Origin of the sequence: Pseudomonas sp. CROZ-RG-20F-R04-15, from assembly GCF_022662375.1 — a bacterium.
In the GTDB taxonomy this organism is placed as follows: Bacteria; Pseudomonadota; Gammaproteobacteria; order Pseudomonadales; family Pseudomonadaceae; genus Aquipseudomonas.
In genome coordinates this window covers 809,471-832,873 of the sequence record NZ_JAKNQL010000001.1, presented here as the reverse complement: position 1 = coordinate 832,873, position 23,403 = coordinate 809,471, and the positions used below count along the sequence as shown (strand labels likewise).

The following is a 23,403-nucleotide window of genomic DNA, read 5'->3' as shown; positions in this document are numbered from 1 at the left end:
CAGCGTTTTTGCAAAGTTTTTTTAATCAACCGTTCGGTCAGTTAACGCCTGAGCGGTTCTTCATGCCGCCCTGCGCCAGCCCGCGAATCCTCTGGGTTTCGGATCCAAAAGCGAATGCACGTGTCTAGCCCGTGGCTTTGCTACGACTGCGCAGAACGTCAGCGACGAGTCCAGATTGGTCTTACCAAAATAGTGGCACTTTGATATACAGCCCGCCGTTACCCGCCTCATAACAAGATCCTCGCTGACGAGGACGACCTCCCCCCTTCAAAGATCAAGGAGCACACTGATGTCTATCCGGAATCTGCGCATAGGTTTGCGCGCCAGTTTGAGCTTTGCCGTTTTGGCCAGTCTGCTGGTGGTGGTCGGCCTGTTCGGGCTAGGCCAGATGAAAACCCTGCGCGAAAGCGCCACGGTGATTGAAGAATCCTGGATGCCGAGCATCGAGAGTATCCATGACGCGGCGGCGAACATCGCCAGCATCCGTCTCGAGTCCTTGCGGTTGATCACCAGCACCCAGCCTGCCGTGCGCGACAGAAGCAAAGGCATCATCAAGGCGCAGCGCGAGGAATTGCTCAAGCGCCTTACCGATCACAAAACCCTGCTCACCAGCGAGGAAGAACGGCTGATGCTCGACGGTTTGAATGCCAACACCGCCAAGTACATGAGCATCCTCGAACAAATCATCGGCCAGATCGACGCCGGGCAGAGTGAACAGGCCTACACGCGTCTTAACAATGAATTGGCGCCACAGGGAACGGTACTCGACAAGGCACTCGAGCAGATGATCTCGTTTAATCAGCAAGGCGCCGATGCCGCTGCTGATGCCGCCGCCGCGATGTACCAACGGGCATTGTGGATCGTCGCAATCATCATCGTGTTTGCCCTGATTGCCACGCTGCTGTTGGCCTGGCAACTGACACGCAGCATCACCACGCCGATCAATCAGGCACTGGATGTAGCGCGGCGCATTGCGGCCGGCAATCTCAGTGGCGAAATTATCAGTAGCGGCAAAGATGAGGCGTCGCAGCTGCTCGACGCCTTGGCCGAGATGCAGGGCAATCTGCGCTCGACCATCCGCGGTATCAGCGAATCGGCGCAGCAACTGGCCTCCGCTGCCGAGGAAATGAGTTCGGTTATGGAGCAAAGTACTCGCGGCCTGCAGCAGCAGAATGATCAGATCGAACAAGCCGCCACGGCAGTCACCGAGATGAGCACAGCGGTGGATGAAGTCGCCGCCAACGCCGTGTCCAGCGCCGAGGCGTCCGCCGCCTCCAATGAAGACAGCAAGCACGGCCATGTGCAGGTCAGCGAAACCATCAGCTCGATTCAACAACTGGTCGATGCGGTACTCGGCGCATCGGCGCAAGCCGAGGGCCTGGCCACTCAGGCGCAGGACATCAGCAAAGTGCTGGAGGTGATTCGCGGGATTGCCGGGCAGACCAATCTCCTGGCCCTCAATGCGGCGATCGAAGCGGCTCGGGCCGGTGAGGCCGGGCGCGGCTTTGCCGTGGTCGCCGATGAAGTGCGTTCGCTGGCCCAACGCACGCAAAATTCCACCGAAGAAATCGAGCTGATGATCAGCAGCATCCAGCAAGGTACGGGGTCGACCGTGGGCGCGTTGCAGAGCAGTGCCGAGCAGGCGGGTCAGACGTTGCGCCGCGCCAACAGCGCTGGTCAGGCGCTGGAAAAAATCACCGCGTCGATCTCGCAGATCAACCAACGCAACCTGGTGATCGCCAGTGCGGCCGAGCAGCAGGCATTGGTGGCGCGTGAGGTCGATCAGAATCTAGTGACCATCCGTGACCTCTCAACGCAGACCGCCGCCGGCGCCACTCAGACCTCGGCCGCGAGCCAGGAACTGTCGCGTCTGGCCGTCGATCTCAACGGCCTGGTGACACGCTTTGTGATCTGATCGGAAAGTTGCATGCCCGAATAGCGGTTGCCTTCGTCAGGGCGCTCGGCAACACTCTCGTCCCGATCAAGGAAGGAGACCCGCCGTGAGCCCTGTCGATATTTTCCGTATGTTGTCGCTGGCGGCCATCTGGGGCGCGAGTTTTCTGTTCATGCGCATTATTGCGCCGGTGATCGGCACGATCCCGACCGGGTTCTTTCGCGTGTCGATTGCAGCCGTTGGCCTGTTGGTAATCCTCGGGCTGATGCGCGTGCGCTGGGATTTCAAAGGCAAACTGAAAACCGTGATGCTGCTGGGCGTCATCAACTCGGGAATTCCGGCGACGCTGTATTCGGTCGCAGCCCAAGTACTGCCAGCCGGCTATTCGGCGATTTTCAATGCCACTACGCCGTTGATGGGCGTACTGATTGGCGGATTGTTCTTCAGTGAAAAACTCTCCGCAGCCAAACTCGGCGGGGTGTTCCTCGGCCTGTTCGGTGTTGGCGTGCTGACCCGCGCCGGTCCCGTGGCGTTCGACTTGCAGCTGTTGATGGGCGCCGTCGCCTGTCTGCTCGCAACCACTTGTTATGGTTTTGCCGGATTCCTCGCGCGGCGCTGGCTGGATCAGGCCGGTGGCCTGGACAGTCGTCTTTCGGCGCTGGGCAGCATGCTCGGTGCGACGTTGTTCCTGTTGCCGTTGTTTATTTATAGCGTGATCAGCGCTCCGCCCGTCAGTTGGGGCGGCTGGAATGTCTGGCTGTCGCTGCTCGGTCTGGGTCTGGGCTGCACAGCGTTCGCCTACATCATTTACTTCCGCCTGCTCAGCTCGATCGGCCCGGTGAAATCGATGACGGTGACCTTCATGATTCCGCCGTTCGGGGTTTTGTGGGGGGCGTTGTTGCTGGATGAGCCACTGTCGATGGCGCATATCTATGGTGGCGTGCTGATTGCGGCGGCGTTGTGGTTGGTGTTGAAGCCTGCTGTGGTGAAACCTTCGCAGGTGACAGCCCGCTAGACTTCTGGCGCTGCTGAAATGGCTATCGCGAGCAAGCTCACTCCTACAATTGAAATGCGTTCCCCTGTACGAGTGAGCCTGCTCGCGATCGGCGGCCTGAAAGCCGCCACCTGACGATCTGTTAGCTGGTTTTACGGAATACAAACGCCAGACCGACAATGATCAACAGCATCCCCAGCACACTCAACGCTGCCAGGCGATTGCCGAAAATCAGGTAGTCCATCACCGCCGTCACAGCCGGCACCAGGTAAAACAGACTGGTGACGTTCACCAGATTGCCCCGCGCGATCAGCCGATACAGCAACAGCGTCGCCAGCACCGAGACCACCAGCCCCATCCACAACACCGGCACGATGAAACCTGTGCTGTGTTCAAAATGAAATGGCTGGAACGGCACGAAAATCCCGCACAACAACAGCCCGGCCAGATACTGCACCGGCAGCGTACCGAGAGGATTGTCGGTGATGCGCTTCTGCATGATCGAACCCAGCGTCATGCTCGCCAGCGCCAACAGACCAAACAGCATTCCCGCCCAGGACATCCCGGCCAGACCGATGCCCTGGTACACCACCATGATCAGCCCCGCCAGCCCCAGCGCCAGACCGAACATTCGACTGGCCGAGCGCTGCCGCTCCATCAAGACCACGGTGAGAATCGGTTGCACACCCATGATGGTCGCCATCACACCGGGGGTGACTTTGGTGTTGAGCGCCAGCAGATAGAAAATCTGATACGCGCCCAACAACACCACACCCGTGGCGATCGCAAACAGCATTGGCCGTCGACCTTTGGGCAACTTTAGCTTGAGCAACGGCGCCAGCAACATCAGCCCGCACAGAGCAATCACAAAGCGAATCAGCAGAAAGGCAAACGGCGAAGCGTGAGCCAGGCCCCATTTGGAGAAGATCGCCCCGCTGCTCCACAGCAGAACGAACAGGCTCGTGGACGCGGCCGCGAGCGCGGATTTTTTCGATAGGACAAACATGAATACCACCTGTAGTCAGGCAAGAAGCCAACTCAGCCGAGGCTGAAATTCAGTAGGTTTTTCTGGCAGGCGCAGGGGTCAGCAGAAACTGCCGATCAGCCCGAAACGCCAACACCCGGCGGCGATACGACTGCGCACACCGGCGTGCTACTGACAGGTGGGGGGTAATGACTGATCTGCTGGGGCTGCTGATTCCCGCACGGCACGACGCCAGCGTTGACCGCTGAATCGACTACCGCGTTGATGAGGGATGCAGGCATTGGCGCAGATCTTTTTTGAAGGGGGGGAGCGTGAGCGGTGCGGCTCACGAGCGCTGACTATAACCAGCGTGGGACATGGATTGCAATGATTTGGACAAAGGGCCAGTAGCGACGAATGGATGACTGCTGAATAGGCTGTAGAGCAACCGCAACACCTATCGATGGGGAGACATGGAATGCTCGGAATCATAAGCCAAGGGAACGGAGTTATCTGCGCTATCAGTTGTATCGGTCAGAGGCGAGAAAGGCGGCTAGTATCACCACCAAGAAAATGCTTTTTCATGAGGGAGCAGACTTTTCGAAAGTACGCTTCGAAGCCATCGATGCTCAGGCAATGAGTGCTTTTGAGCTTTGGGATAACCCGCATTTTTCCTGGGGAGATGTCGTCACCTGGAAGACCCGAGAACCCTTGTCTCTGGATGTCGCGATCTGGTTTGAACAAGAGCTCTGCGGGCTGTGTTTTGTCATTCCAAACAATAGCCGTCAGCGAATTCGAATCGTGCGGCTAGAGGGAAGGCCAGGGGAAGCGCATCCACTTAAAAACCGTATCGCGGCGTTGGCGATGCTGGCCATTGACGAATTTGCCCAAATTATTGGCAGCAGATTGATTGAAGTTCAGGAGCCCATGCAAGGAGCCATTCCGAAATATAGACAGCTCGGCTTCACATTTGATTTGGATGGCCGGCTTGTGCTCGCGGTGGAGGGTAAAGTATTGTGAAAACTGTTCAATTAATGATCAGCGAGGGCAAAAAAATGCGTAAGGTTGTTAAACGAGCCCCCTCGAAAAAGGGATCACGCAAAGCCGATGAAAAGCTGGGGGATTTAGTGTTATCCACCAACCAGCAACGATTTCTGCAGGTTCTTGTCGATGGCATTGACGTAGATGAACCCAACGTTCTCGCTGGACGGCGCTGATTCGCAGGCAATAAAAAACCGCTCACAAGGAGCGGTTTTTTATTACAACATCCAGCCTCAACCAAACAGCCAATACCCCAACAATGTCAACACCACCACCGCCAGCACCGGACGCATCACGCGGTAGGCTTTCGGATGACGACGTTTCCACTGTTTGACCACGCCGCTGAACCTGTCACTGAAGTTCTTGCTCCAGGCGTAGGCCTGGTTGATCCCGCCGACGCGTTCGTCATCAAGGTTCTGCGGTGCGGTGGCACGGCCGAGCCAGGCGCTGATCGCGCGGTTGATGCGAGTCATGAGGCGGTTGCTCAGCGGACGCTCGACGTCGCAGAACAGGATCACGCGGGTTTGGTCGGTTTCGTTCTTGACCCAGTGCACGTAGGTCTCATCGAACATCACGTCTTCGCCGTCACGCCAGGCGTATACCTGACCATCGACGAAGATCCGGCAATCATCGGAGTTTGGCGTCGACAAACCGAGGTGATAGCGCAGCGAGCCGGCGAACGGGTCACGATGCGGGTTCAGGTGACTGCCACCCGGCAGCAACGCAAACATCGCCCCTTTGACGTTGGGAATCGCACTGACCAGCGCCACGGTTTTCGGGCAGAGGGTTTCGGCCGATGGCAGCGGTTTGTCGTACCACTTGAGGTAGAAACGCTTCCAGCCCTTCTTGAAGAACGAACCGAAACCGGCGTCGTTGTTCTTTTCCGCCGCGCGAATGTAGCCTTCATCGAACAGATGCATGGCTTCGTCGCGAATGGTTTCCCAGTTGTCGCGCAGCACATCCAGTTCCGGGAATTTGCTGCGATCCAGATACGGCTTGGACGGTACGCCGGAGAACAGGTAGATCAAGGCGTTGTACGGGGCGAACAGCGCCGAGTGGTTGACGAACTGGCGCAGAACCGGCAAACGCGCCTTGCCGCGCAAATGCACATACAGGATGCTGCCCACGAACAGCAGCAGCACCAATACCTTGGCGGCTAACGAAAAGGTCATCAACGACTCCTTGAATAAAGACAACGCTGCGCAATGCCCTTTACCCGGCATGGCAGCCGGCCATGATAAACACTACCGGCGCCGGGCAAAACCCGTTCAACCCAAGATTCAGTGTTAAGAATTGCGCAACAAAGCATTTATTAGCATAACGATCCTGAACCCGGGCTGACCTGAATCAACTCGGTTACTGCTGCGTCTCCTGTTCGGTAAACAAGTCACTGAACAACATGCTCGACAGATAACGCTCGCCGGAGTCCGGCAGAATCACGACGATAGTCTTGCCCTGCATCTCCGGCGTCTCTGCCAGACGCACCGCCACGGCCATCGCCGCACCGCAAGAGATACCGCACAAAATCCCTTCTTCCTGCATCAGACGCAGCGCCATGGCTTTGGACTCCTCGTCGGTGACCTGCTCGACCCGATCAACCATCGACAGATCGAGGTTTTTCGGCACAAAGCCAGCACCGATGCCCTGAATCTTGTGCGGGCTCGGTTTGATCTCTTCACCGGCCAGCGCCTGGGTGATAACCGGCGAGGACGTCGGCTCCACAGCTACCGACAGAATCGGCTTGCCTTGGGTATTCTTGATATACCGCGAAACGCCGGTGATGGTTCCGCCAGTGCCAACGCCAGCGACCAGTACATCGACAGCGCCGTCGGTATCGTTCCAGATTTCCGGGCCGGTGGTTTTTTCGTGAATCGCCGGGTTGGCCGGGTTGTCGAACTGCGCCGGCATGAAATATTTGTCGGCGTCGCTGGCGACGATCTCGGCAGCCTTTTCGATAGCCCCTTTCATGCCCTTGGCCGGCTCGGTGAGCACCAGTTCGGCACCCAATGCCTTGAGGACCTTTCGGCGCTCGATGCTCATCGAGGCCGGCATGGTCAGCATCAATTTGTAACCACGGGCAGCAGCAACAAATGCCAGGCCAATGCCTGTGTTACCCGATGTAGGTTCGACAATGGTCATGCCCGGCTTGAGTTTGCCGCTGCTTTCGGCGTCCCAGATCATGTTGGCGCCAATCCGGCATTTCACCGAATAGCCGGGGTTGCGCCCTTCGATCTTGGCCAGAATGGTCACGCCACGCGGCGCGATGCGGTTGATCTGCACCAGCGGCGTGTTGCCGATGGAATGGGCGTTGTCAGCAAAAATACGGCTCATGGCTGGGTCCTTATGCAGCATTGAATTCAGCCTTCAAAGGTATGCCTGTTGCCTGGCGCAGTCCAGTCGGGTCGAACGACTGCGCCAGGCAATAGTCAATCGCTTACATCGTCAGGGAATTGCCGTCATGAAGCGTCGCTACAGTTGGCCACTAGGGATTTTTGCCGTCGTCGTTGTGTTGCTGATCGCGCTGCATATCGCGCTGCCTTACATGGTGCGCGACTACCTGAACGGCAAACTCGCGGATATGGGTGACTATCGGGGCCAGATCACTGATGTCGATCTGGCCCTATGGCGCGGCGCCTACAAGATCAACGGGCTGAAAATCGTCAAGGTCGACGGCAAGGTACCGGTACCATTCGTCAACGCACCGCTGATCGATCTGGCGGTCAGCTGGCATTCGCTGTGGTACGACCATGCCGTTGTAGCGCAGGTTAAATTCGTCAAACCTGAAGTCAACTTCGTCGATGGCGGGGCCAACAAGCAGAACTCGCAAACCGGTCAAGGCACTGATTGGCGCGCACAACTGGGCAAATTGCTGCCGATCACCCTCGACGAGGTACAGATTCATGAGGGCAAGATCAGTTTCCGCAATTTCAACTCCAAGCCACCGGTCAACATGAACGCGACCAATGTCGAAGCCAGCATCTATAACCTGACCAACGTGGTCGACAAGCAGGGTAAACGCGACGCCCGCTTCGAAGGCAAAGCGCTTTTACTCGGGCATGCCCCACTGGAAACCACTGCCACGTTCGACCCCCTGAGCAATTTCGAAGACTTTGAATTCCGCCTGCGCGCAAATGACATCGAACTCAAAAGCATGAATGACTTTGCCTCGGCCTACGGCAAGTTCGACTTCAACGCCGGTCACGGCGATGTGGTGATCGAAGCCAAAGCCAAAAAAGCCCAGGTCAACGGCTACATTAAACCGCTGCTGCGCGACGTCGAAGTGTTCAACTGGCAGCAGGACGTGGAAAACAAGAACAAGAGCATTTTCCGCTCGGTCTGGGAGGCGCTGGTGGGCGGCACGGAAACCGTGCTGAAGAATCAGGCAAAAAACCAGTTCGCCACCAAGGTCGAACTCAGCGGTAACGTGCATCAGCAAAATATCAGCGCATTCGAAGCGTTTCTGCAGATTTTGCGTAATGGTTTCGTACAGGCATTCAATGCCCGCTATGAACGGCCTAAGCCGGACGCAGGTTAGAGTTCACTTCTGGAAAAGCATCCAGATATAGAGTATCGGCGCCTGCTCGCAGCCCAGCGGGAGCAAGCTCCCTCGCCACAGATTCAGTGGACGTCCTGAAGGCTATCGTCAAATCAACGAGGCCTGAATACTGGCCATCGGCCGAGACTGAGTCAACATGTGACGCCCCATTCAGAGACTGAATAAGCCGTCTGCGTTCACAGTCGACCGGGCTGCGCGTTATAGTCGGGCATCCGATTATTTCGCCTCCGCCCTGCCCGTCAGGTCGGCGTTACCGTTCGAGGATTAGCAGATGAAGTTCGAAGGCACCCAGGCCTACGTTGCCACCGATGACCTGAAGCTGGCGGTCAACGCCGCCATCACCCTGGAGCGGCCGCTGCTGGTCAAGGGCGAGCCAGGCACCGGCAAGACCATGCTCGCCGAGCAACTGGCCGAATCGTTCGGCGCCAAGTTGATCACTTGGCACATCAAGTCCACCACCAAGGCCCATCAGGGTCTCTACGAGTACGATGCGGTCAGCCGTCTGCGCGACTCGCAACTGGGCAATGAAAAAGTCCACGACGTGCGCAACTATTTGAAGAAAGGCAAGCTCTGGGAGGCTTTCGAGTCCGAAGAGCGGGTCATTCTGCTGATCGACGAAATCGACAAGGCCGACATCGAGTTCCCCAACGACTTGCTGCAAGAACTCGACAAGATGGAGTTCTACGTTTACGAGATCGACGAGACCATCAAGGCGAAAAAACGCCCGATCATCATCATTACCTCCAACAACGAAAAAGAGCTGCCGGACGCGTTCCTGCGCCGCTGCTTCTTCCACTACATCGCCTTCCCGGATCGCCCGACGCTGCAGAAAATCGTCGATGTGCACTACCCGGACATCAAGAAAGATCTGGTCAGCGAAGCGCTGGACGTGTTCTTCGACGTACGCAAAGTGCCAGGCCTGAAGAAGAAGCCATCGACCTCGGAACTGGTCGACTGGCTGAAGCTGTTGATGGCCGACAACATTGGCGAAGCGGTGTTGCGCGAACGCGATCCAACCAAAGCGATTCCGCCACTGGCCGGAGCTCTGGTGAAGAACGAACAGGACGTGCAGCTGCTTGAGCGTCTGGCGTTCATGAGCCGTCGCGGCACCCGCTAAGAGGCTGATGCCATGCTGCTCAACCTGTTCAATGAAATGCGTGCAGCCAAGGTGCCGGTGTCGGTGCGCGAGCTGCTCGACCTGATCAACGCGCTGAAACAGCGCGTGACCTTCGCCGACATGGACGAGTTTTATTACTTGTCGCGGGCGATTCTGGTGAAGGACGAACGCCATTTCGACAAGTTCGACCGCGCGTTCGGCGCCTACTTCAATGGCCTCGAAAAGCTCGATGATCACTTGCAGGCGCTGATTCCCGAAGACTGGCTGCGCAAGGAATTCGAGCGCTCACTGAGCGACGAAGAACGCGCACAGATCCAGTCACTCGGCGGTCTGGACAAGCTGATCGAAGAGTTCAAGAAGCGGCTGGAAGAACAGAAGGAACGCCATGCCGGCGGCAACAAATGGATCGGCACTGGCGGCACCAGCCCGTTCGGTTCCGGCGGTTTCAACCCGGAAGGCATTCGGGTTGGCGATGCCGGCAAACGTCAGGGCAAAGCCGTAAAAGTCTGGGATCAGCGCGAGTACAAGAACCTCGACGACTCGGTGGAACTCGGCACGCGCAATATCAAAGTCGCCCTGCGTCGGCTGCGCAAGTTTGCCCGTCAAGGCGCCGCGGAAGAACTCGACATCGATGGCACCATCGACCACACCGCTCGCGATGCCGGTTTGCTGAATATCCAGATGCGCCCCGAGCGACGCAACACCGTGAAGCTGTTGCTGCTGTTCGATATCGGCGGTTCGATGGATGCGCACGTGAAGATCTGCGAGGAGCTGTTCTCGGCCTGCAAGACCGAGTTCAAGCATCTGGAGTACTTCTACTTCCACAATTTCGTTTACGAATCGGTGTGGAAGAACAACATGCGCCGTACGTCCGAGCGCACTTCGACCCAGGATCTGCTGCACAAGTATGGCGCCGACTACAAAGTGATCTTCATCGGTGACGCCGCCATGGCGCCCTATGAAATCACCCAGGCCGGCGGCAGTGTCGAGCACTGGAACGAAGAGCCGGGTTACGTGTGGATGCAGCGCTTCATGGAGAAGTACAAGAAGCTCATCTGGATCAACCCGTATCCGAAAGATACCTGGGGCTATACCTCATCGACCAACATCGTGCGGGATCTGATCGAGGATCAGATGTATCCGTTGACGTTGCGCGGGCTTGAGGAAGGGATGCGGTTTTTGTCCAAGTGAGGTCCCGAAGGTAAATACTGAAAGGCAAACCGTATGAAAGCGGCTGCCTTTCAGGCCTGCGGATTTACCAACCTGTCGCGAGATAAGACTTGCACAGCCGGTCCATGAAGGAGGTGTCCTGAATCGCCGGTCCGACAGCAGCCGTTTGTTGCCCGCGGCGTTTTTTCTTCCCTTTGGCGACAACTTTCGCCCCACCATTTTCCAGCGCTACCCTGCGATTCTTTTCAATGTCCGTTTCAGGACTCAGGGTCATTTCACTCTTCAATTCGCCCTCAGGGGTCAGAATGCGAAACCTCACGCTTTTCGCTTCTGCACCCGCGCTGGCCTCCACGGCAATCAGCTCAATGGCATTGCCGCTCGCCTCTGTACGGTGATTCCAGGTAAACATACGCATCATGTCGACGGTTGCGTTGGACATGAATGTCTCGATGCGCGCCACGATGTCCTGATCAGCGGCGTGTTCGCCGTTCAGTCGCTGCACATTGTAGAAATGGTCAACGCTGGCCTGATAAACAGGCACGCTGCCCACGCCATCATAAAACCCGACAATGTGCCCATCGACACCGCTCGCGCACTCGCCCTCTGACTGAGCCATTACTTTCAAATAACGCATCTGGAACTTCCTTGTAAAAGATGAAGACCGATAGTTCCACACCCCCTCGCCAAGTGATGTAGGGCGACTTACCCATGCACGTGGAATCGTCTCGGTCTTCAGTCCGAATAACGGACAATTACAAGTAGGACTTCAGATAGTCGAGATGAGCTTGCCATGCCCGCTCTTGCATGACGGGCGTAAACCGAACCCTGTCGCCCGGCAGACACTGCGCCAACCGTGCCAGCGCCAGCGGCGTCAATGCCCCCAAGCGTGGATAACCACCGATGGTCTGCCGATCATTGAGCAGCACGATCGGTTGTCCGTCCGGCGGCACCTGCACTGCGCCGAGAGGAATTCCTTCGGAAATCATCGGCTGCCCCTGATAGTGCAAGGCGCTGCCCAACAAGCGAATGCCCATGCGATCTGCGCGGCTGTCCAGCGCCCAGGTCGTATTGAATACATCAAACAGGCTTTGCCCGCTGAACTGGCCGATCTGCGCGCCGAGTACCAGATCCAGCGGCGCATTCGCTCGCAAATCCGGCCGTAACGCCAAAGGCACTTCGCGAAGCAACACCGATTCCCCGCGATAACCCAGCGCCGCCCCATTGGCCAGCGGCAAGCCCATGCCATCAAGACCGCCGAGTTCCTCACGCACCACTGTCGCACGGCTGCCCAACACCGTTGGCGCATCAAAGCCGCCTGGCGCTGCCAGATAAGCCCGGGCGCCAAGCAATGGCTGAGTGAGCTGCAACCGCTGCCCTTTGCCCAACTTGAAACTGCGCCACGACGACAGCGGCTGACCATCAATCTGCGCGCCAAGATCGGCTCCGGCCAACCCCAGCAAGCAATCATCCTCTGCCACCACAGTAAAGCCGCCGAGGGTGATTTCGATCACCGTTGCATCGAGATTATTGCCCAGCAACCAGTTGGCCCAGCTCATCGAACACCAATCCGCCGCACCGCCCTGTGTGACGCCCAGGTGCCGCACGCCAAACCGTCCTGCGTCCTGCAACAGACACAGCGCGGTACTCGCCTCAATCCTCAGTCGGCTCATGCCTGCGCCTCCAATGGCGTGTCGTCGCCGCCGAGTCGAATGAATTCGGCGTGGCTGACTGCTTCGAACCGTACGGTGTCACCGGGCTGCATCAAGCTGTAGCCATCACGATGACGGTCGAACAGTTGCGCCGGGGTGCGGCCAATCAGGTTCCAGCCACCGGGGGATACGACCGGATAGGCAGCGGTCTGGCGCTCGGCAATACCGACACTGCCCGCCGCGACTTTCTTGCGTGGAGTGTTCAGACGTGGCGCGGCAAGAATCTCTTCGACCAGCCCCATAAAGGCGAAACCCGGCGCGAAACCCAGGGCGAACACCTGATATTCGCGGCCGCTGTGGCGACGAATCACCTCCTCCACCGCCAAGCCACTTCGCTCGGCGAGCACGCTCAGTTCCGGCCCGACGCTCAAGTCATACCAGACCGGCAGCACATGGCAATGACCGGCGGGTCGTGAATTCGGCGACAAATCAATCAGCGCCCCGGCGATCAATTCCCGCGCCTGATTCGGGCTCAAAACCGTCAGATCGTAATGCACCATCAATGTCGTATACGACGGCACCAGATCGATCAATTGCGCGCCAAATGCCGCACGCAAGCGCTCACTGGCGGCGAGCATCCACGGCATGTTGGCTTCGGCGATTTCATCGAACAGACGCAGCATCAGGCAATCCACTGCCACCACTTCAATCCTTGGGTTCATGATGCACTCTGCTGGTTCAAGGCCTCGCGAATGCGCTGCACCGCGGCCACCGAACTGGCGTTGTCGCCGTGTACGCAGAGGGTGTTGGCATGCAGGCGCAAGGCGCTGCCATCGCTGGCGGTGAGGTTGCCGCCACCGGCGATGGTCAGCGCTTGTTCGATGATTTTTTCAGGTTCGTGATGCACCGCGCCCGGCAGTTGTCGCGACACCAGTTTGCCGGCGCTGTCGTAGGCGCGGTCGGCGAACGCTTCGAACCACAACGTCACGTCGTATTCATCGCCAATCTGTTGCGCCGCCGAGTTGTCGCGAGTGGCCATCAACATCAGCGGCAGGCTGCGGTCGTAAGCGGCCACGGCCTGAATCACTGCACGCAATTGCGCCGGGTTGGCCATCATGTCGTTGTACATCGCGCCGTGGGGTTTGACGTAACTGACCCGGCTGCCCTGGGCTTTGCAGATGCCATCGAGCGCGCCGATCTGGTAATGCAGGATGTCTTGCAGCTCTTGCGCCGAATACGCCATGGAGCGACGGCCGAAACCGACCAGATCCTGATAGGCCGGGTGTGCGCCGATCTGCACGCCGTGGCTCAGGGCCAGACTGACGGTCTTGCGCATGATGCTCGGGTCGCCGGCGTGGAAACCACAGGCCACGTTGGCGCAATCGATGAAGGGCATGACCTCGGCGTCCAGACCCATGGTCCAGCTGCCGAAGCTCTCGCCAATGTCGCAATTCAATAGCAGGCGGCTCACGGTGAACACTCCTGTAAGTGCTTGGCTTTTTATCTGTAGGACTGTGCTGCGCAGGTTATCAGTTACTGCGCGTCCAGTTGCTTGCCACGGGTTTCCGGCAGGCTCAGCGCCGCGATAATCACCACGCCGTAAGACACCGCCGCAAAGGCGCCAATGCCGACGCTCAACGGTACTTTCTGGCTAAGCAGTCCGATCAGCAGCGGAAACAATGCCGCCAGCGCCCGACCGATGTTGTAGCAAAAGCCCTGTCCCGAACCGCGAATCCGCGTGGGGAACAGCTCAGTGAGAAACGCGCCCATGCCGCTGAAAATCCCCGAGGCGAAGAAACCCAACGGGAAGCCCAGCCACAACATCACCCCGTTGCTCACCGGCAGTTGTGTGTAGAGCAGAACGATGGTGAACGAGCCAACTGCGAACAGGATGAAATTCTTTTTCCGTCCCAGCAGATCAGTCAGATAGGCGCTGATCACGTAACCGACGTAGGAGCCGACAATCACCATGGCCAGATAGCCGCCGGTGCCGAGTACGCTCAAGCCGCGTTCGTTTTTCAGAAAGGTCGGCAGCCAGGAAGTGATCGCGTAATAACCACCCAGAGCACCGGTAGTCAGCAGCGAAGCGCGAAGCGTGGTGAAGAGCATGCCGGGTGCGAAGATCTCGTAGAACTTCGACTGATTCTCCGGCGTTTGTTGGGCCTTGGCCTCGCGATAGATCTCCGGATCCTTCACCAGTCGACGGACGAAAATCACGAAAATCGCCGGCACGATGCCAAGGATGAACAGCGCCCGCCAGGCATCTTCCGGTGGCAACACGGAAAACAGCAACGCATACAGAATCGCCGTCAGTCCCCAGCCCAGCGCCCAACCGGATTGCACCATACCCACCGCTTTACCACGGTCCTTGGCGCGGATCACTTCGCCGATCAGCACCGCACCAGCGGTCCATTCACCGCCGAAACCGAAGCCCATCAAGGTGCGAGCAATCAGCAGTTGTTCGTAGTTTTGCGCGAAACCGCAGAGGAAGGTGAAGAAGGCAAACCACAGCACGGTGAGTTGCAGGGTGCGCACACGACCGATGCGGTCGGAGAGTATTCCGGCGACCCAGCCGCCGATGGCCGAAGCGATCAAGGTACTGGTGTGAATCAGCCCCGCTTCACCGGTAGTGATGCCCCACATCGCGATCAGCGTCGGCACGACGAAGCTGAGCATCTGCGTGTCCATGCCGTCCAGACCGTAGCCGATCTTGCAGCTCCAGAACGTACGGCGTTCCTGCTGGTTGATGTTGCGATACCAGTCGAACGGCCCGGGACGCGCCGTTGCCGTGGATGCTTGCAGGGTGTCGGGAGCACTCATGGCTTATCTCCGCAGGTTTTTTATTGGTCTTGTTCGTAGCCCCGACGACGCCTATCGTGGGAACCGGATGCGTCGATTTTTCGTCGCGCGGCCCTGCTGCGTCCAACGAATAAAAACCCGCCTTAGCCATAAGAAAAACTTGTCACCCGAGCCTTGCCCATGAACCTGAAGTTTCTCGAGACCTTTGTCTGGGTCGCCCGACTGAAGAGTTTTCGCCTGACCGCCGATAAGCTGTTCACCACCCAGGCGTCGATTTCCAGCCGCATCGCGGTGTTGGAGGGTGAGCTGGGGGTGAAGCTGTTTTTGCGCGATTCGCGCGGTGTCAGCCTGACGCCTGAAGGCCTGAAAGTGCTGGAGTATGCCGAGCAGATGCTCGACACCATGTCAGCGCTCAAGCAATCGATCGAGACTCGCTCAAGCAAGGTCGGCCGCGTGCGCATCGGCGTGATGGACACGGTGATCCACACCTGGCTCAGCCCTTTGGTCGCGCAGATGACCGACCTGTATCCGCGAGTGGAAATCGAGCTGGTGGCGGATACCTCGCTGAACCTCTGCGATCAACTGCAAAAAGGTTTTCTCGACATCGTTTTGCAAACCGATCTGGTGCGCCATGAAAGTGTGCGCAGTCAGGAGCTGGCCAGTCATCCATTGGGCTGGATTGTCGCGAGTAATTCGATCTATAACCGCGACTACGCCGACCTCGCTGAACTGGCGCAGGAACGGATCATCACTTACTCGAAAAACTCCCGACCGCATCAGGATCTGCTGGCGTTGATGCAGGCCAGCGGTGTGCTGGCGCCGCGCTTGAATTGCGTGAATTCGGTGTCGGCGATTACCCGGTTATTGCGTGATGGATTCGGGATTGGTGTGCTGCCACCGGTGTTGGTGGCCGAAGAGTTGGCGCGGGGGGAATTGACCTTGCTCGACATCAATCAGCGGCCGCCGAACTTGCAGGTGGTGGTGTCGTGGCGAGTAGGCGTGGAATGGGTCGAGGAGATTGTGACGTTGTGTCAGCAGGTGCTGGAAGGTTACGCGCGCCAGGTGGGCAAGGACTACATCGCTTTAAGTTGATCGTTCCTACGCTCCGCGTGGGAATGCAGCCCGGCACGCTCCGCGTCCCTTCAAAGCCGAACGCGGAGCGTCCGTTGAGGCATTCCCACGCAGAGCGTGGGAACGATCATCCTGCGCTGATCTTAGAGACCGCGCACGTCGCGGTCTTCGATCGGCCGGCTCTGGCGCAAACGTCGGCCACCGAGGACGACCCAGTCGATCAGTCGGAACAGGCATTCAATGCCGAACGACAGCAGCAACGCGCCGCTCATGCCCCAGATCATTGCTTCCGGCGTCAGCAGGATCTGATAGCTGTAACCATTCCAGGTTTCCTTGCGGATATCCGGATCAGCGGCCAATACCACTTGCAGGAAGCGGATGTACCACGGGCCTTGCATCGCCTGGAACTGCTTGTCCAACGCGATCTGGCGGCTGAGCAAGGTGCTCAGGCTGTCGGCATCGCTGCGAAACACCGGGTCTTCACTGGCGCGATAATGCGCCACCAACGCCTGCATATCGCCTTTGAAAAACTGCTCGGCAGTGCCCTGAAAACCGCGCAGACCGGTCTGCGCCTCGATCAGATGCGCCTCGACCCGTTTCGCGTAATCGTTGATGAATCCCGGCACCTGGACACCGATCAACAGGCCCGCCGCAAACAACACCAGCCGTACATAACTGAGCAACATCGGGGTAGATCCTTATTCGGTCTTGCCTTGGCTTACGCATTCGCCGCGTCGCCACAGGCTCCATTGGCCCGGTTCGTAGCGGGTCCAGGTTTCATTTTCGGTCAAAGGCTCGGTGGCGATCACCGTGACCACGTCGTTGGGCGTGGTTTCCGCCTGGAAATCGACGATCACGTCGACATCCTTCAACCGCGCCGGGCCGAACGGTGCGCGTCGGGTGATCTGTGCGAGTTTGGTCGAGCAATAGCAGAACAGCCAGTCGCCATCGCTGAGCAGGCAGTTGAACACGCCTTTGCTGCGGTATTCGGCGCACGCGGCGACCAGATCCGGCAGCAGTTCTTCTATATCGACCGGCTCCGGAAAAGCCGCACGCACGCGGTTGAGCAAATCGCAGAATGCCGCTTCGCTGTCGGTATCGCCGACCGGGCGGTAGAAGCTTTTGATCGGAGTGAAATCGGCGAGCTGGCCGTTATGCGCGAAACACCAGTTGCGCCCCCACAGTTCACGGACGAACGGGTGGGTGTTGGACAGGCAGACCTTGCCGACGTTGGCCTGGCGGATGTGGCCGATGACCACTTCACTCTTGATCGGATAACGCTGCACCAGGTTGGCGACTTCCGACTCGCAACTCGCCGCCGGGTCCTGAAACAGGCGCAAGCCCCGGCCTTCATAGAAGGCAATGCCCCAGCCGTCGCGGTGCGGGCCGGTGCGGCCGCCGCGCTGCATCAGGCCGGTGAAGCTGAACACGATATCGGTCGGCACGTTGGCACTCATGCCCAGTAATTCACACATGTGCGGACTCTCGGGTTACAGGCGCGGCTCGACCCGCATGCGCTGCGGATTATTCGGCAGAGGTGGACGGCCGTAACGGTCATCGCCCGCGCCGCCAAACGGTTGATCGTCATCGCGGTCATCGGCGCGAGCGGCGGCCTTGGCGGCTTCTGCCTGTTCACGACGCGCACGCGAAGCACGTTCGATCGGGAAGCGGATCAGCACAAAGATCAGGTAGATGCCGAAAGCGATCATGCTGTACATGAACAGATCGGAGATCGCCCGCCAGGCGTTGTTGCCGACCTTGAAGGCCAGGTCCAGCGCGGTAATGGCGATGGACGGTGCAACCTTGGCTTTCACCGGATCAATGATGGTCGGGCTGAACAGCAACACCGCCATCAGCACGCGCAGCGGCTCGCGCAACCAGCGCCACATCCAGGTGGTCAGGCGCATCCATACCAACAGGCAGCCCACAGCGGCAAAGGCGTAGAGGCCCCAGGCGATCAGATAGTCGTTCTCGGTCATGGTGTCCATGGCAAGGCAGGCAAGTCGGGTAGAGACAGACCATTACTGGTCTGCCTCCCCCTAAGAACCGTACGTGCGCCTTTCAACGCATACGGCTCAAGTCTTTAGTAAGCCCCGTTTGGAGCCGGCTTGTTTACTGTCAATCCACGGCTGTGTAGCTGCTGATGACAAACTGGGTGTAATAGTACTCGGTTATCCAAGGTGTCTCCACCGCCTTGGGAGCGGTGAATTATGTGGTGGTCATGCCAACCGCTATCCTTGGTGATCGGCTGTTTGCACAGTGGACATAGACCTTTTTGGGTTTGGAAAAGCCTCACAATCTGTTTACGGTATTTCAGCTTTTTGAGCATTCGTACCATTCGCAGTTTCTCTCCCATTTCCTCCATGGAAGGATCAAAGGGGTTGTAGCCCCCACTCACCTTTCTATGCCGCTCGATCGCGGTACTCGCAATTGAGTACAGAGGTGCTATTGCTTTCGATCCGTCAACCTTCATTGCCGTGGTGGCAAATACCCAATTTCTGCCTTCGTGAGCCTGAAAATAGTTTCTCCTGACCCACTCCAACGATTTGTTTGGATGTCGCCTCTTCGCCCAGTACCAGAGAGCATGGAAAACAGAGTTATCCATTCGGCTAAACGCCTTCTTGGCCACAACCGGCTGGTGATAAACCGCCCAACCTCGCAGTATCGGGTTAAGCAATCGAATCAGATCCTCTTGCCGGGCCGTTTTATTAGCGCTGATGACTGTCTTCACTTTGCGATAGAACGCTTTCACGTTTTTCTTGCTCGGTTTGATCAGGAGTTTCCCGTCGTACTTGCGGAAATTCCATCCCAGAAAGTCGAAGCCTTCGTCTATGTGAACCACGCGGGTTTTCTCGAGTGACAACTGCAGCCCCCTTACAGCGAGAAACTGCTCCACCCAAGGTCTGATTTCGCTTTCCAGCACCTCTTTCGAGTCTCCGGTAATCACAAAGTCATCCGCGTAACGCACCACGTTGATTTTCAGCTTCTTGGCCTGTGTCACGCCCAGATGTTGCTTGAGCTGTGATTCCAGGCCATCCAGCACCATATTTGCCAAGGTGGGCGAGATAATCCCGCCCTGCGGCGTCCCAGCATTCGTTGCCTGCAGTTGGCCTTTATGAATTACCCCGGCTTTCAACCACTTCCGAAGGATCTCGTTGTCTGTAGGGACATTGGCGATCAGCCAGTCATGATTGATGTGGTCAAAGCAGCCTTTGATGTCCGCCTCCAGTACCCATTGGGCCGAAACCTTTTTGGACAGGCAGACGAACAGCTGTCCCATTGCATCCGCCGTCGAACGTTCGATCCTGAAGCCATAGCTATTTGGATCACCGGTGGTTTCCGCGATGGGCGCCAGAGCTAACAAATACAAGGCTTGCATAGCTCTGTCTGTCATGGTCGGAATGCCCAGAGGGCGCTCCTTTCCATTCGACTTCGGAATAAAAACTCGCCGTAATGGCCGAGGTTTGTATCCGTGGCGCTTCAACCCATTTGCCGCTTTCCATTTGGCATCGGGTGTATCCCAGAGCACGCGGTCGACTCCCGCCGTGCGCTTGCCCTGGTTTTCAGTGACTCGCCGAACGGCCAAGTATCTGGCCGATCGAGAGCGGGTCAGCATCCGTTGCAAGGATTTAACCTTGCGCCAGTCGCCTTCCCGACCAGCCTTCGCGATCCGCACCTGCATTGCCCGAACGTTCCGCTGGACACGACGCCAATCGATGTCATGCCATTGCTGCGGAGCGCTGGAGGGCGCAGACACGGCCATAGGGCTATGTACTAGCATGCTGCCTTCCTCTCAAATTGCCTGAGCTGAAGACGTACGCATTCCCTGACGGGAATGGACGTCCCGTCAGGGCTGGATTAATGGGAAACCTAAACACAGGTTTCTGAAATTATTGAGACAGGCTCAGTCAGAGTTCATGCGACAAAAGACCACGCAGAAGTCTGCCCGGTTTCCCGTGAGGTGATGTTCCAACCCCTATTCGATTCATTACAAATCGACTTTCGCTTTCTCTGCGATCCCATACCCGCACGGCCAACAGATCCCCTTGCGGTTCACCTGCCCGAAGGCAGCCATACGGACTTACCACGTTCCCTGCCTGTCACACGATTGGGTTAGGGCCTGCCTTTCCGCCGGTGATCCTGATGACGACGTACCCCCAGCCTCTACGGAGGTATCCGATCACTTTGCCTGTTGGCTCAAGCCTGACAGCAGTTTTGGCTTGTTTATAATTACGACGTTTATCAGCAGTTCACATATGTTGCCCATTCCGATCAGCCTAGCGTCTCAACCCGGTTCTGCTCCGAGCATCCCCGCATCCCCTCGCGGAAAATGCAGGCCCTTTCGGGGACTACGTTGTCAGAAAAGCTTCACACCTCATCGTTGCCAATGACGCATGTTTTCCTAGGCTATCGTTGGTCGCACAACGAGTCCGCTGCTAACTTGCAAGCAAATTAGATGGACAATGACAGACAGAACTTTCGCTCGCGTCTTCAGATGGATAGGAGCGGGGACTGCCTAAGCAGCATGCTCTAAGGTTTGTTTCCCCCTGTTTCAGAAGCAGGAGAAAACCCCTGCGGGGATTCTTTCCCGCGTGGGTTAGGTTCTGAGAAGAACCGATGATTTGAGATGCATTCCAGAAAGAAAAACGCTTTCTGAGGGCGAGTTTTGAATGCTGTATCGACCCTTTTGCATACCCCGCCGCAGCGGCAAGCCCTTGAAGGTACTGGACTTCTGGGACAGATTTGTTTCCAAGGAGGCGATACCTAGGCTTCGACTCCACTCAAGGAGCCCCTCAAGATGATCTGACACCTCGAGGTCTTGAAGACACGCTACGCGTGTCGCACAGAGGCGCTTATAGTAACGACTTTTCGCCCGTGCGGCTTGTCCCAATAGACACACGACCTGTGGGAGCGAGCCTGCTCGCGAATACGAACTGTCAGTTGAAACTTTGTTGTCTGACCCACCGCCTTCGCGAGCAAGCTCGCTCCCACAGGGGGCTGCGGCGGTATCAAGCGCTGTAAAAAACCTTATTCCGAATATTGTCCGAGAGCCTTCCATGCCCCAATCCGCCAACGCCAACAGTGCCCCGATCGCCCACAAGGCCGCCGGTGCCGACCCGTATGCCTGGCTGCAGGAGCGCGACACCGACGCGGTGCTCGATTACCTCAAGGCCGAAAACGCATACCAAGAGGCGCAAACCGCCGATCAGGCCGAGTTGCGCGAAACTCTGTTCGAAGAGATCAAGGGCCGGATTCTTGAAACCGACCTGTCCCTGCCCTCGCCGTGGGGCCCGTACCTGTATTACACGCGCACCACGGCGGGCGACGAGTACGCCCGGCATTACCGCTGTCCGCGTCCGGCAGACGACAGCCTGAGCCTCGACGAAAGCCGCGAACAGCTGCTGCTCGACCCGAATGTGCTGGCCAACGGCGGGTTCTTCTCGCTGGGCGCGTTCAGCATCAGCCCGGACCACCAGCGTCTGGCCTACAGCGTCGACGCCTCAGGCGATGAGATCTACACGCTGTTCGTCAAGGAACTGGCCAACGACAAAGTCAGCGAACTGGAATTCGAAGACTGCGACGGCAGCATGACCTGGGCCAATGACAGCCTGACCCTGTTTTTCGGCGTACTCGACGACACCCATCGTCCACACAAGTTGTTCCGTTACCGCCTCGACGGCACCGCTGCCGAAGAAGTTTTCCACGAGCCGGACGGGCGTTTCTTCCTGCACTGCTACCGTTCCAGTTCCGAGCAGCAATTGCTGCTGTCGCTGGGCAGCAAGACCACCAGCGAAGTCTGGGCGCTCGACGCCAATCAGCCGCACCAGCCCTTCACCTGCCTGGCGCCACGGGTCGAAGATCATGAATACGATGTCGATCACGGCCTGCTCGATGGCGTGTGGACGTGGTTTATCCGCACCAACCGTGACGGCATCAACTATGCCCTGTATCAGGCCCCGGATAACGGCACCGCGCCGACCGAAGCCGAATGGCAGAACCTGATCCCCCACAGCGACACGGTGATGCTCGACGGTGTCAGCCTCAACACCGAGGCCATGACCCTGAGCCTGCGCGAAGGTGGCTTGCCGATCATCGAAGTACATCCACACGGTCTGGCGCCGTATCGCGTGCAATTGCCGGACGCCGCCTACAGCCTGTATGTGCAAAACAGCCTGGAATTTGAAAGCGACCGCATTCGTCTGCGCTACGAAGCATTGAACCGCCCGGCACAGGTTCGCCAACTGATTCTCGCCAGCGGCGAACAAGCGGTGTTGAAAGAAACTCCGGTACTTGGCCCGTTCGACGCCGACGCTTACGTCAGCCAGCGTCTGTGGGCAACGGCGCCGGACGGCACGCAAGTGCCGATCAGTCTGGTGATGAAGCGCGAAATGGTTGGCAAAGCAGTGCCGCTGTATCTGTACGGCTACGGCGCTTACGGTTCGAGCCTTGATCCGTGGTTCTCCCACGCCCGTCTAAGCCTTCTGGATCGTGGCATGGCCTTCGCCATCGCTCACGTGCGCGGCGGCGGTGAACTGGGCGAAGCCTGGTATCGCGCCGGCAAGCAGGAACACAAGCACAACACCTTCAGCGACTTCATTGCCTGCGCCGAATTCCTGATCCTCAACGGCATTACCACCGCCGATAAACTGGCAATCAGCGGTGGCAGCGCCGGTGGTTTGTTGATCGGTGCAGTGCTCAACCAGCGTCCGGATCTGTTCGCCGTGGCGATTGCCGAAGTGCCGTTCGTCGACGTGCTCAACACCATGCTCGACCCGGACCTGCCGCTGACCGTCACCGAGTATGACGAATGGGGTAATCCTGAAGAGCCGGATGTTTACGAGCGGATCAAGGCGTATGCACCGTACGAAAACGTCAGCGCGCAGGATTATCCGGCGACGCTGGTCATCGCCGGCTACAACGACAGCCGCGTGCAGTACTGGGAAGCGGCGAAGTGGGTGGCGAAATTGCGCGCGACCAAGACCGACGACAATGTGCTGCTGCTCAAGACTGAACTGGGCGCCGGGCATGGCGGGATGAGCGGGCGTTATCAGGGATTACGTGACGTAGCGCTCGAATACGCATTTGTTTTCAAGGTTTTGGGCCTGGCCTGAGGAACTCCGTTGGTCACTTGGGTCTTAATTGCAGAC

Annotated in this window: 21 protein-coding genes; 9 read left to right on the top strand and 12 right to left on the bottom strand. The window is 57.9% G+C overall.

Annotated elements, in window-relative coordinates:
• Positions 1-289: 289 nt before the first annotated feature.
• Both L8H52_RS03825 and L8H52_RS03820 read left to right on the top strand, forming a co-directional pair.
• Positions 290-1,915 carry a methyl-accepting chemotaxis protein gene (locus L8H52_RS03825; protein WP_242204480.1) on the top strand — a complete coding sequence of 542 codons (1,626 nt, stop codon included), beginning with the start codon at positions 290-292 and terminating at the stop codon, positions 1,913-1,915.
• Positions 1,916-2,000: 85 nt separating this feature from the next.
• On the top strand, positions 2,001-2,909 hold the full coding sequence (locus tag L8H52_RS03820; protein ID WP_242204482.1) for a DMT family transporter: 909 nt from the start codon (positions 2,001-2,003) through the stop codon (positions 2,907-2,909).
• Positions 2,910-3,030: 121 nt separating this feature from the next.
• On the opposite strand, the gene L8H52_RS03815 is transcribed toward L8H52_RS03820, so the two are convergent.
• Complete coding sequence (locus tag L8H52_RS03815) at positions 3,031-3,894, bottom strand: DMT family transporter (protein WP_242204483.1); 864 nt, start codon at positions 3,892-3,894, stop codon at positions 3,031-3,033.
• Positions 3,895-4,425: 531 nt separating this feature from the next.
• Here L8H52_RS03815 and L8H52_RS03810 point away from each other — a divergent pair.
• Positions 4,426-4,872, top strand: a complete 447-nt coding sequence (locus L8H52_RS03810) for a hypothetical protein (protein WP_242204485.1) — start codon at positions 4,426-4,428, stop codon at positions 4,870-4,872.
• A complete protein-coding gene (locus L8H52_RS03805; RefSeq protein ID WP_127926226.1) occupies positions 4,869-5,069 on the top strand; it encodes a hypothetical protein in 201 nt (66 codons plus the stop codon). The genes L8H52_RS03810 and L8H52_RS03805 overlap by 4 nt, the downstream gene beginning before the upstream one ends.
• Positions 5,070-5,126: 57 nt before the next feature.
• On the opposite strand, the gene L8H52_RS03800 is transcribed toward L8H52_RS03805, so the two are convergent.
• Both L8H52_RS03800 and cysK read right to left on the bottom strand, forming a co-directional pair.
• A complete protein-coding gene (locus L8H52_RS03800) occupies positions 5,127-6,065 on the bottom strand; it encodes an aspartyl/asparaginyl beta-hydroxylase domain-containing protein (protein ID WP_242204487.1) in 939 nt (312 codons plus the stop codon).
• Positions 6,066-6,249: 184 nt separating this feature from the next.
• Positions 6,250-7,224: a cysteine synthase A gene (gene cysK / locus L8H52_RS03795; RefSeq protein ID WP_242204490.1), complete on the bottom strand. Its 975-nt coding sequence runs from the start codon at positions 7,222-7,224 to the stop codon at positions 6,250-6,252.
• A gap of 127 nt (positions 7,225-7,351) precedes the next feature.
• Between cysK and L8H52_RS03790 the strand changes: the two genes are divergently transcribed.
• The 3 genes from L8H52_RS03790 (at position 7,352) to L8H52_RS03780 (ending at position 10,757) form a co-directional block, all read left to right on the top strand.
• On the top strand, positions 7,352-8,428 hold the full coding sequence (locus L8H52_RS03790; protein ID WP_242204492.1) for a DUF748 domain-containing protein: 1,077 nt from the start codon (positions 7,352-7,354) through the stop codon (positions 8,426-8,428).
• 292 nt (positions 8,429-8,720) lie between these two features.
• A complete protein-coding gene (locus tag L8H52_RS03785; RefSeq protein WP_180699195.1) occupies positions 8,721-9,566 on the top strand; it encodes a MoxR family ATPase in 846 nt (281 codons plus the stop codon).
• 12 nt (positions 9,567-9,578) lie between these two features.
• A complete protein-coding gene (locus tag L8H52_RS03780; protein ID WP_008085921.1) occupies positions 9,579-10,757 on the top strand; it encodes a VWA domain-containing protein in 1,179 nt (392 codons plus the stop codon).
• 64 nt (positions 10,758-10,821) lie between these two features.
• Here the strand turns inward: L8H52_RS03780 and L8H52_RS03775 are convergent, their stop codons facing one another.
• From L8H52_RS03775 to L8H52_RS03755, 5 genes are all read right to left on the bottom strand, one after another.
• The gene (locus tag L8H52_RS03775; protein WP_242204495.1) at positions 10,822-11,370 is read right to left on the bottom strand and encodes a hypothetical protein; all 549 of its coding nucleotides are present in this window, start codon (positions 11,368-11,370) and stop codon (positions 10,822-10,824) included.
• 118 nt (positions 11,371-11,488) lie between these two features.
• Entirely contained in the window at positions 11,489-12,406 is a 918-nt protein-coding gene (locus L8H52_RS03770; RefSeq protein ID WP_242204497.1) for a biotin-dependent carboxyltransferase family protein, read from the bottom strand.
• A complete protein-coding gene (pxpB, locus tag L8H52_RS03765) occupies positions 12,403-13,107 on the bottom strand; it encodes a 5-oxoprolinase subunit PxpB (protein ID WP_242204499.1) in 705 nt (234 codons plus the stop codon). The genes L8H52_RS03770 and pxpB overlap by 4 nt, the downstream gene beginning before the upstream one ends.
• A complete protein-coding gene (locus tag L8H52_RS03760) occupies positions 13,104-13,856 on the bottom strand; it encodes a 5-oxoprolinase subunit PxpA (protein ID WP_242204501.1) in 753 nt (250 codons plus the stop codon). The genes pxpB and L8H52_RS03760 overlap by 4 nt, the downstream gene beginning before the upstream one ends.
• A gap of 62 nt (positions 13,857-13,918) precedes the next feature.
• Entirely contained in the window at positions 13,919-15,205 is a 1,287-nt protein-coding gene (locus L8H52_RS03755) for an MFS transporter (RefSeq protein WP_242204503.1), read from the bottom strand.
• Positions 15,206-15,364: 159 nt separating this feature from the next.
• Between L8H52_RS03755 and L8H52_RS03750 the strand changes: the two genes are divergently transcribed.
• Entirely contained in the window at positions 15,365-16,276 is a 912-nt protein-coding gene (locus L8H52_RS03750) for a LysR family transcriptional regulator (RefSeq protein WP_242204505.1), read from the top strand.
• Positions 16,277-16,398: 122 nt separating this feature from the next.
• Here the strand turns inward: L8H52_RS03750 and L8H52_RS03745 are convergent, their stop codons facing one another.
• The 4 genes from L8H52_RS03745 to ltrA form a co-directional block, all read right to left on the bottom strand.
• On the bottom strand, positions 16,399-16,941 hold the full coding sequence (locus L8H52_RS03745; RefSeq protein ID WP_007911321.1) for a DUF2937 family protein: 543 nt from the start codon (positions 16,939-16,941) through the stop codon (positions 16,399-16,401).
• A 12-nt stretch (positions 16,942-16,953) separates the two neighbouring features.
• Positions 16,954-17,730, bottom strand: a complete 777-nt coding sequence (locus L8H52_RS03740; RefSeq protein ID WP_007911322.1) for a class II glutamine amidotransferase — start codon at positions 17,728-17,730, stop codon at positions 16,954-16,956.
• A 15-nt stretch (positions 17,731-17,745) separates the two neighbouring features.
• Positions 17,746-18,243, bottom strand: coding sequence for a hypothetical protein (locus L8H52_RS03735; RefSeq protein WP_034153176.1), 498 nt, complete (start codon positions 18,241-18,243; stop codon positions 17,746-17,748).
• Positions 18,244-18,338: 95 nt separating this feature from the next.
• Entirely contained in the window at positions 18,339-20,036 is a 1,698-nt protein-coding gene (ltrA, locus tag L8H52_RS03730; RefSeq protein ID WP_242204506.1) for a group II intron reverse transcriptase/maturase, read from the bottom strand.
• A gap of 1,276 nt (positions 20,037-21,312) precedes the next feature.
• Here ltrA and L8H52_RS03725 point away from each other — a divergent pair.
• A complete protein-coding gene (locus L8H52_RS03725; RefSeq protein WP_242204508.1) occupies positions 21,313-23,367 on the top strand; it encodes a S9 family peptidase in 2,055 nt (684 codons plus the stop codon).
• Positions 23,368-23,403: the final 36 nt, after the last annotated feature.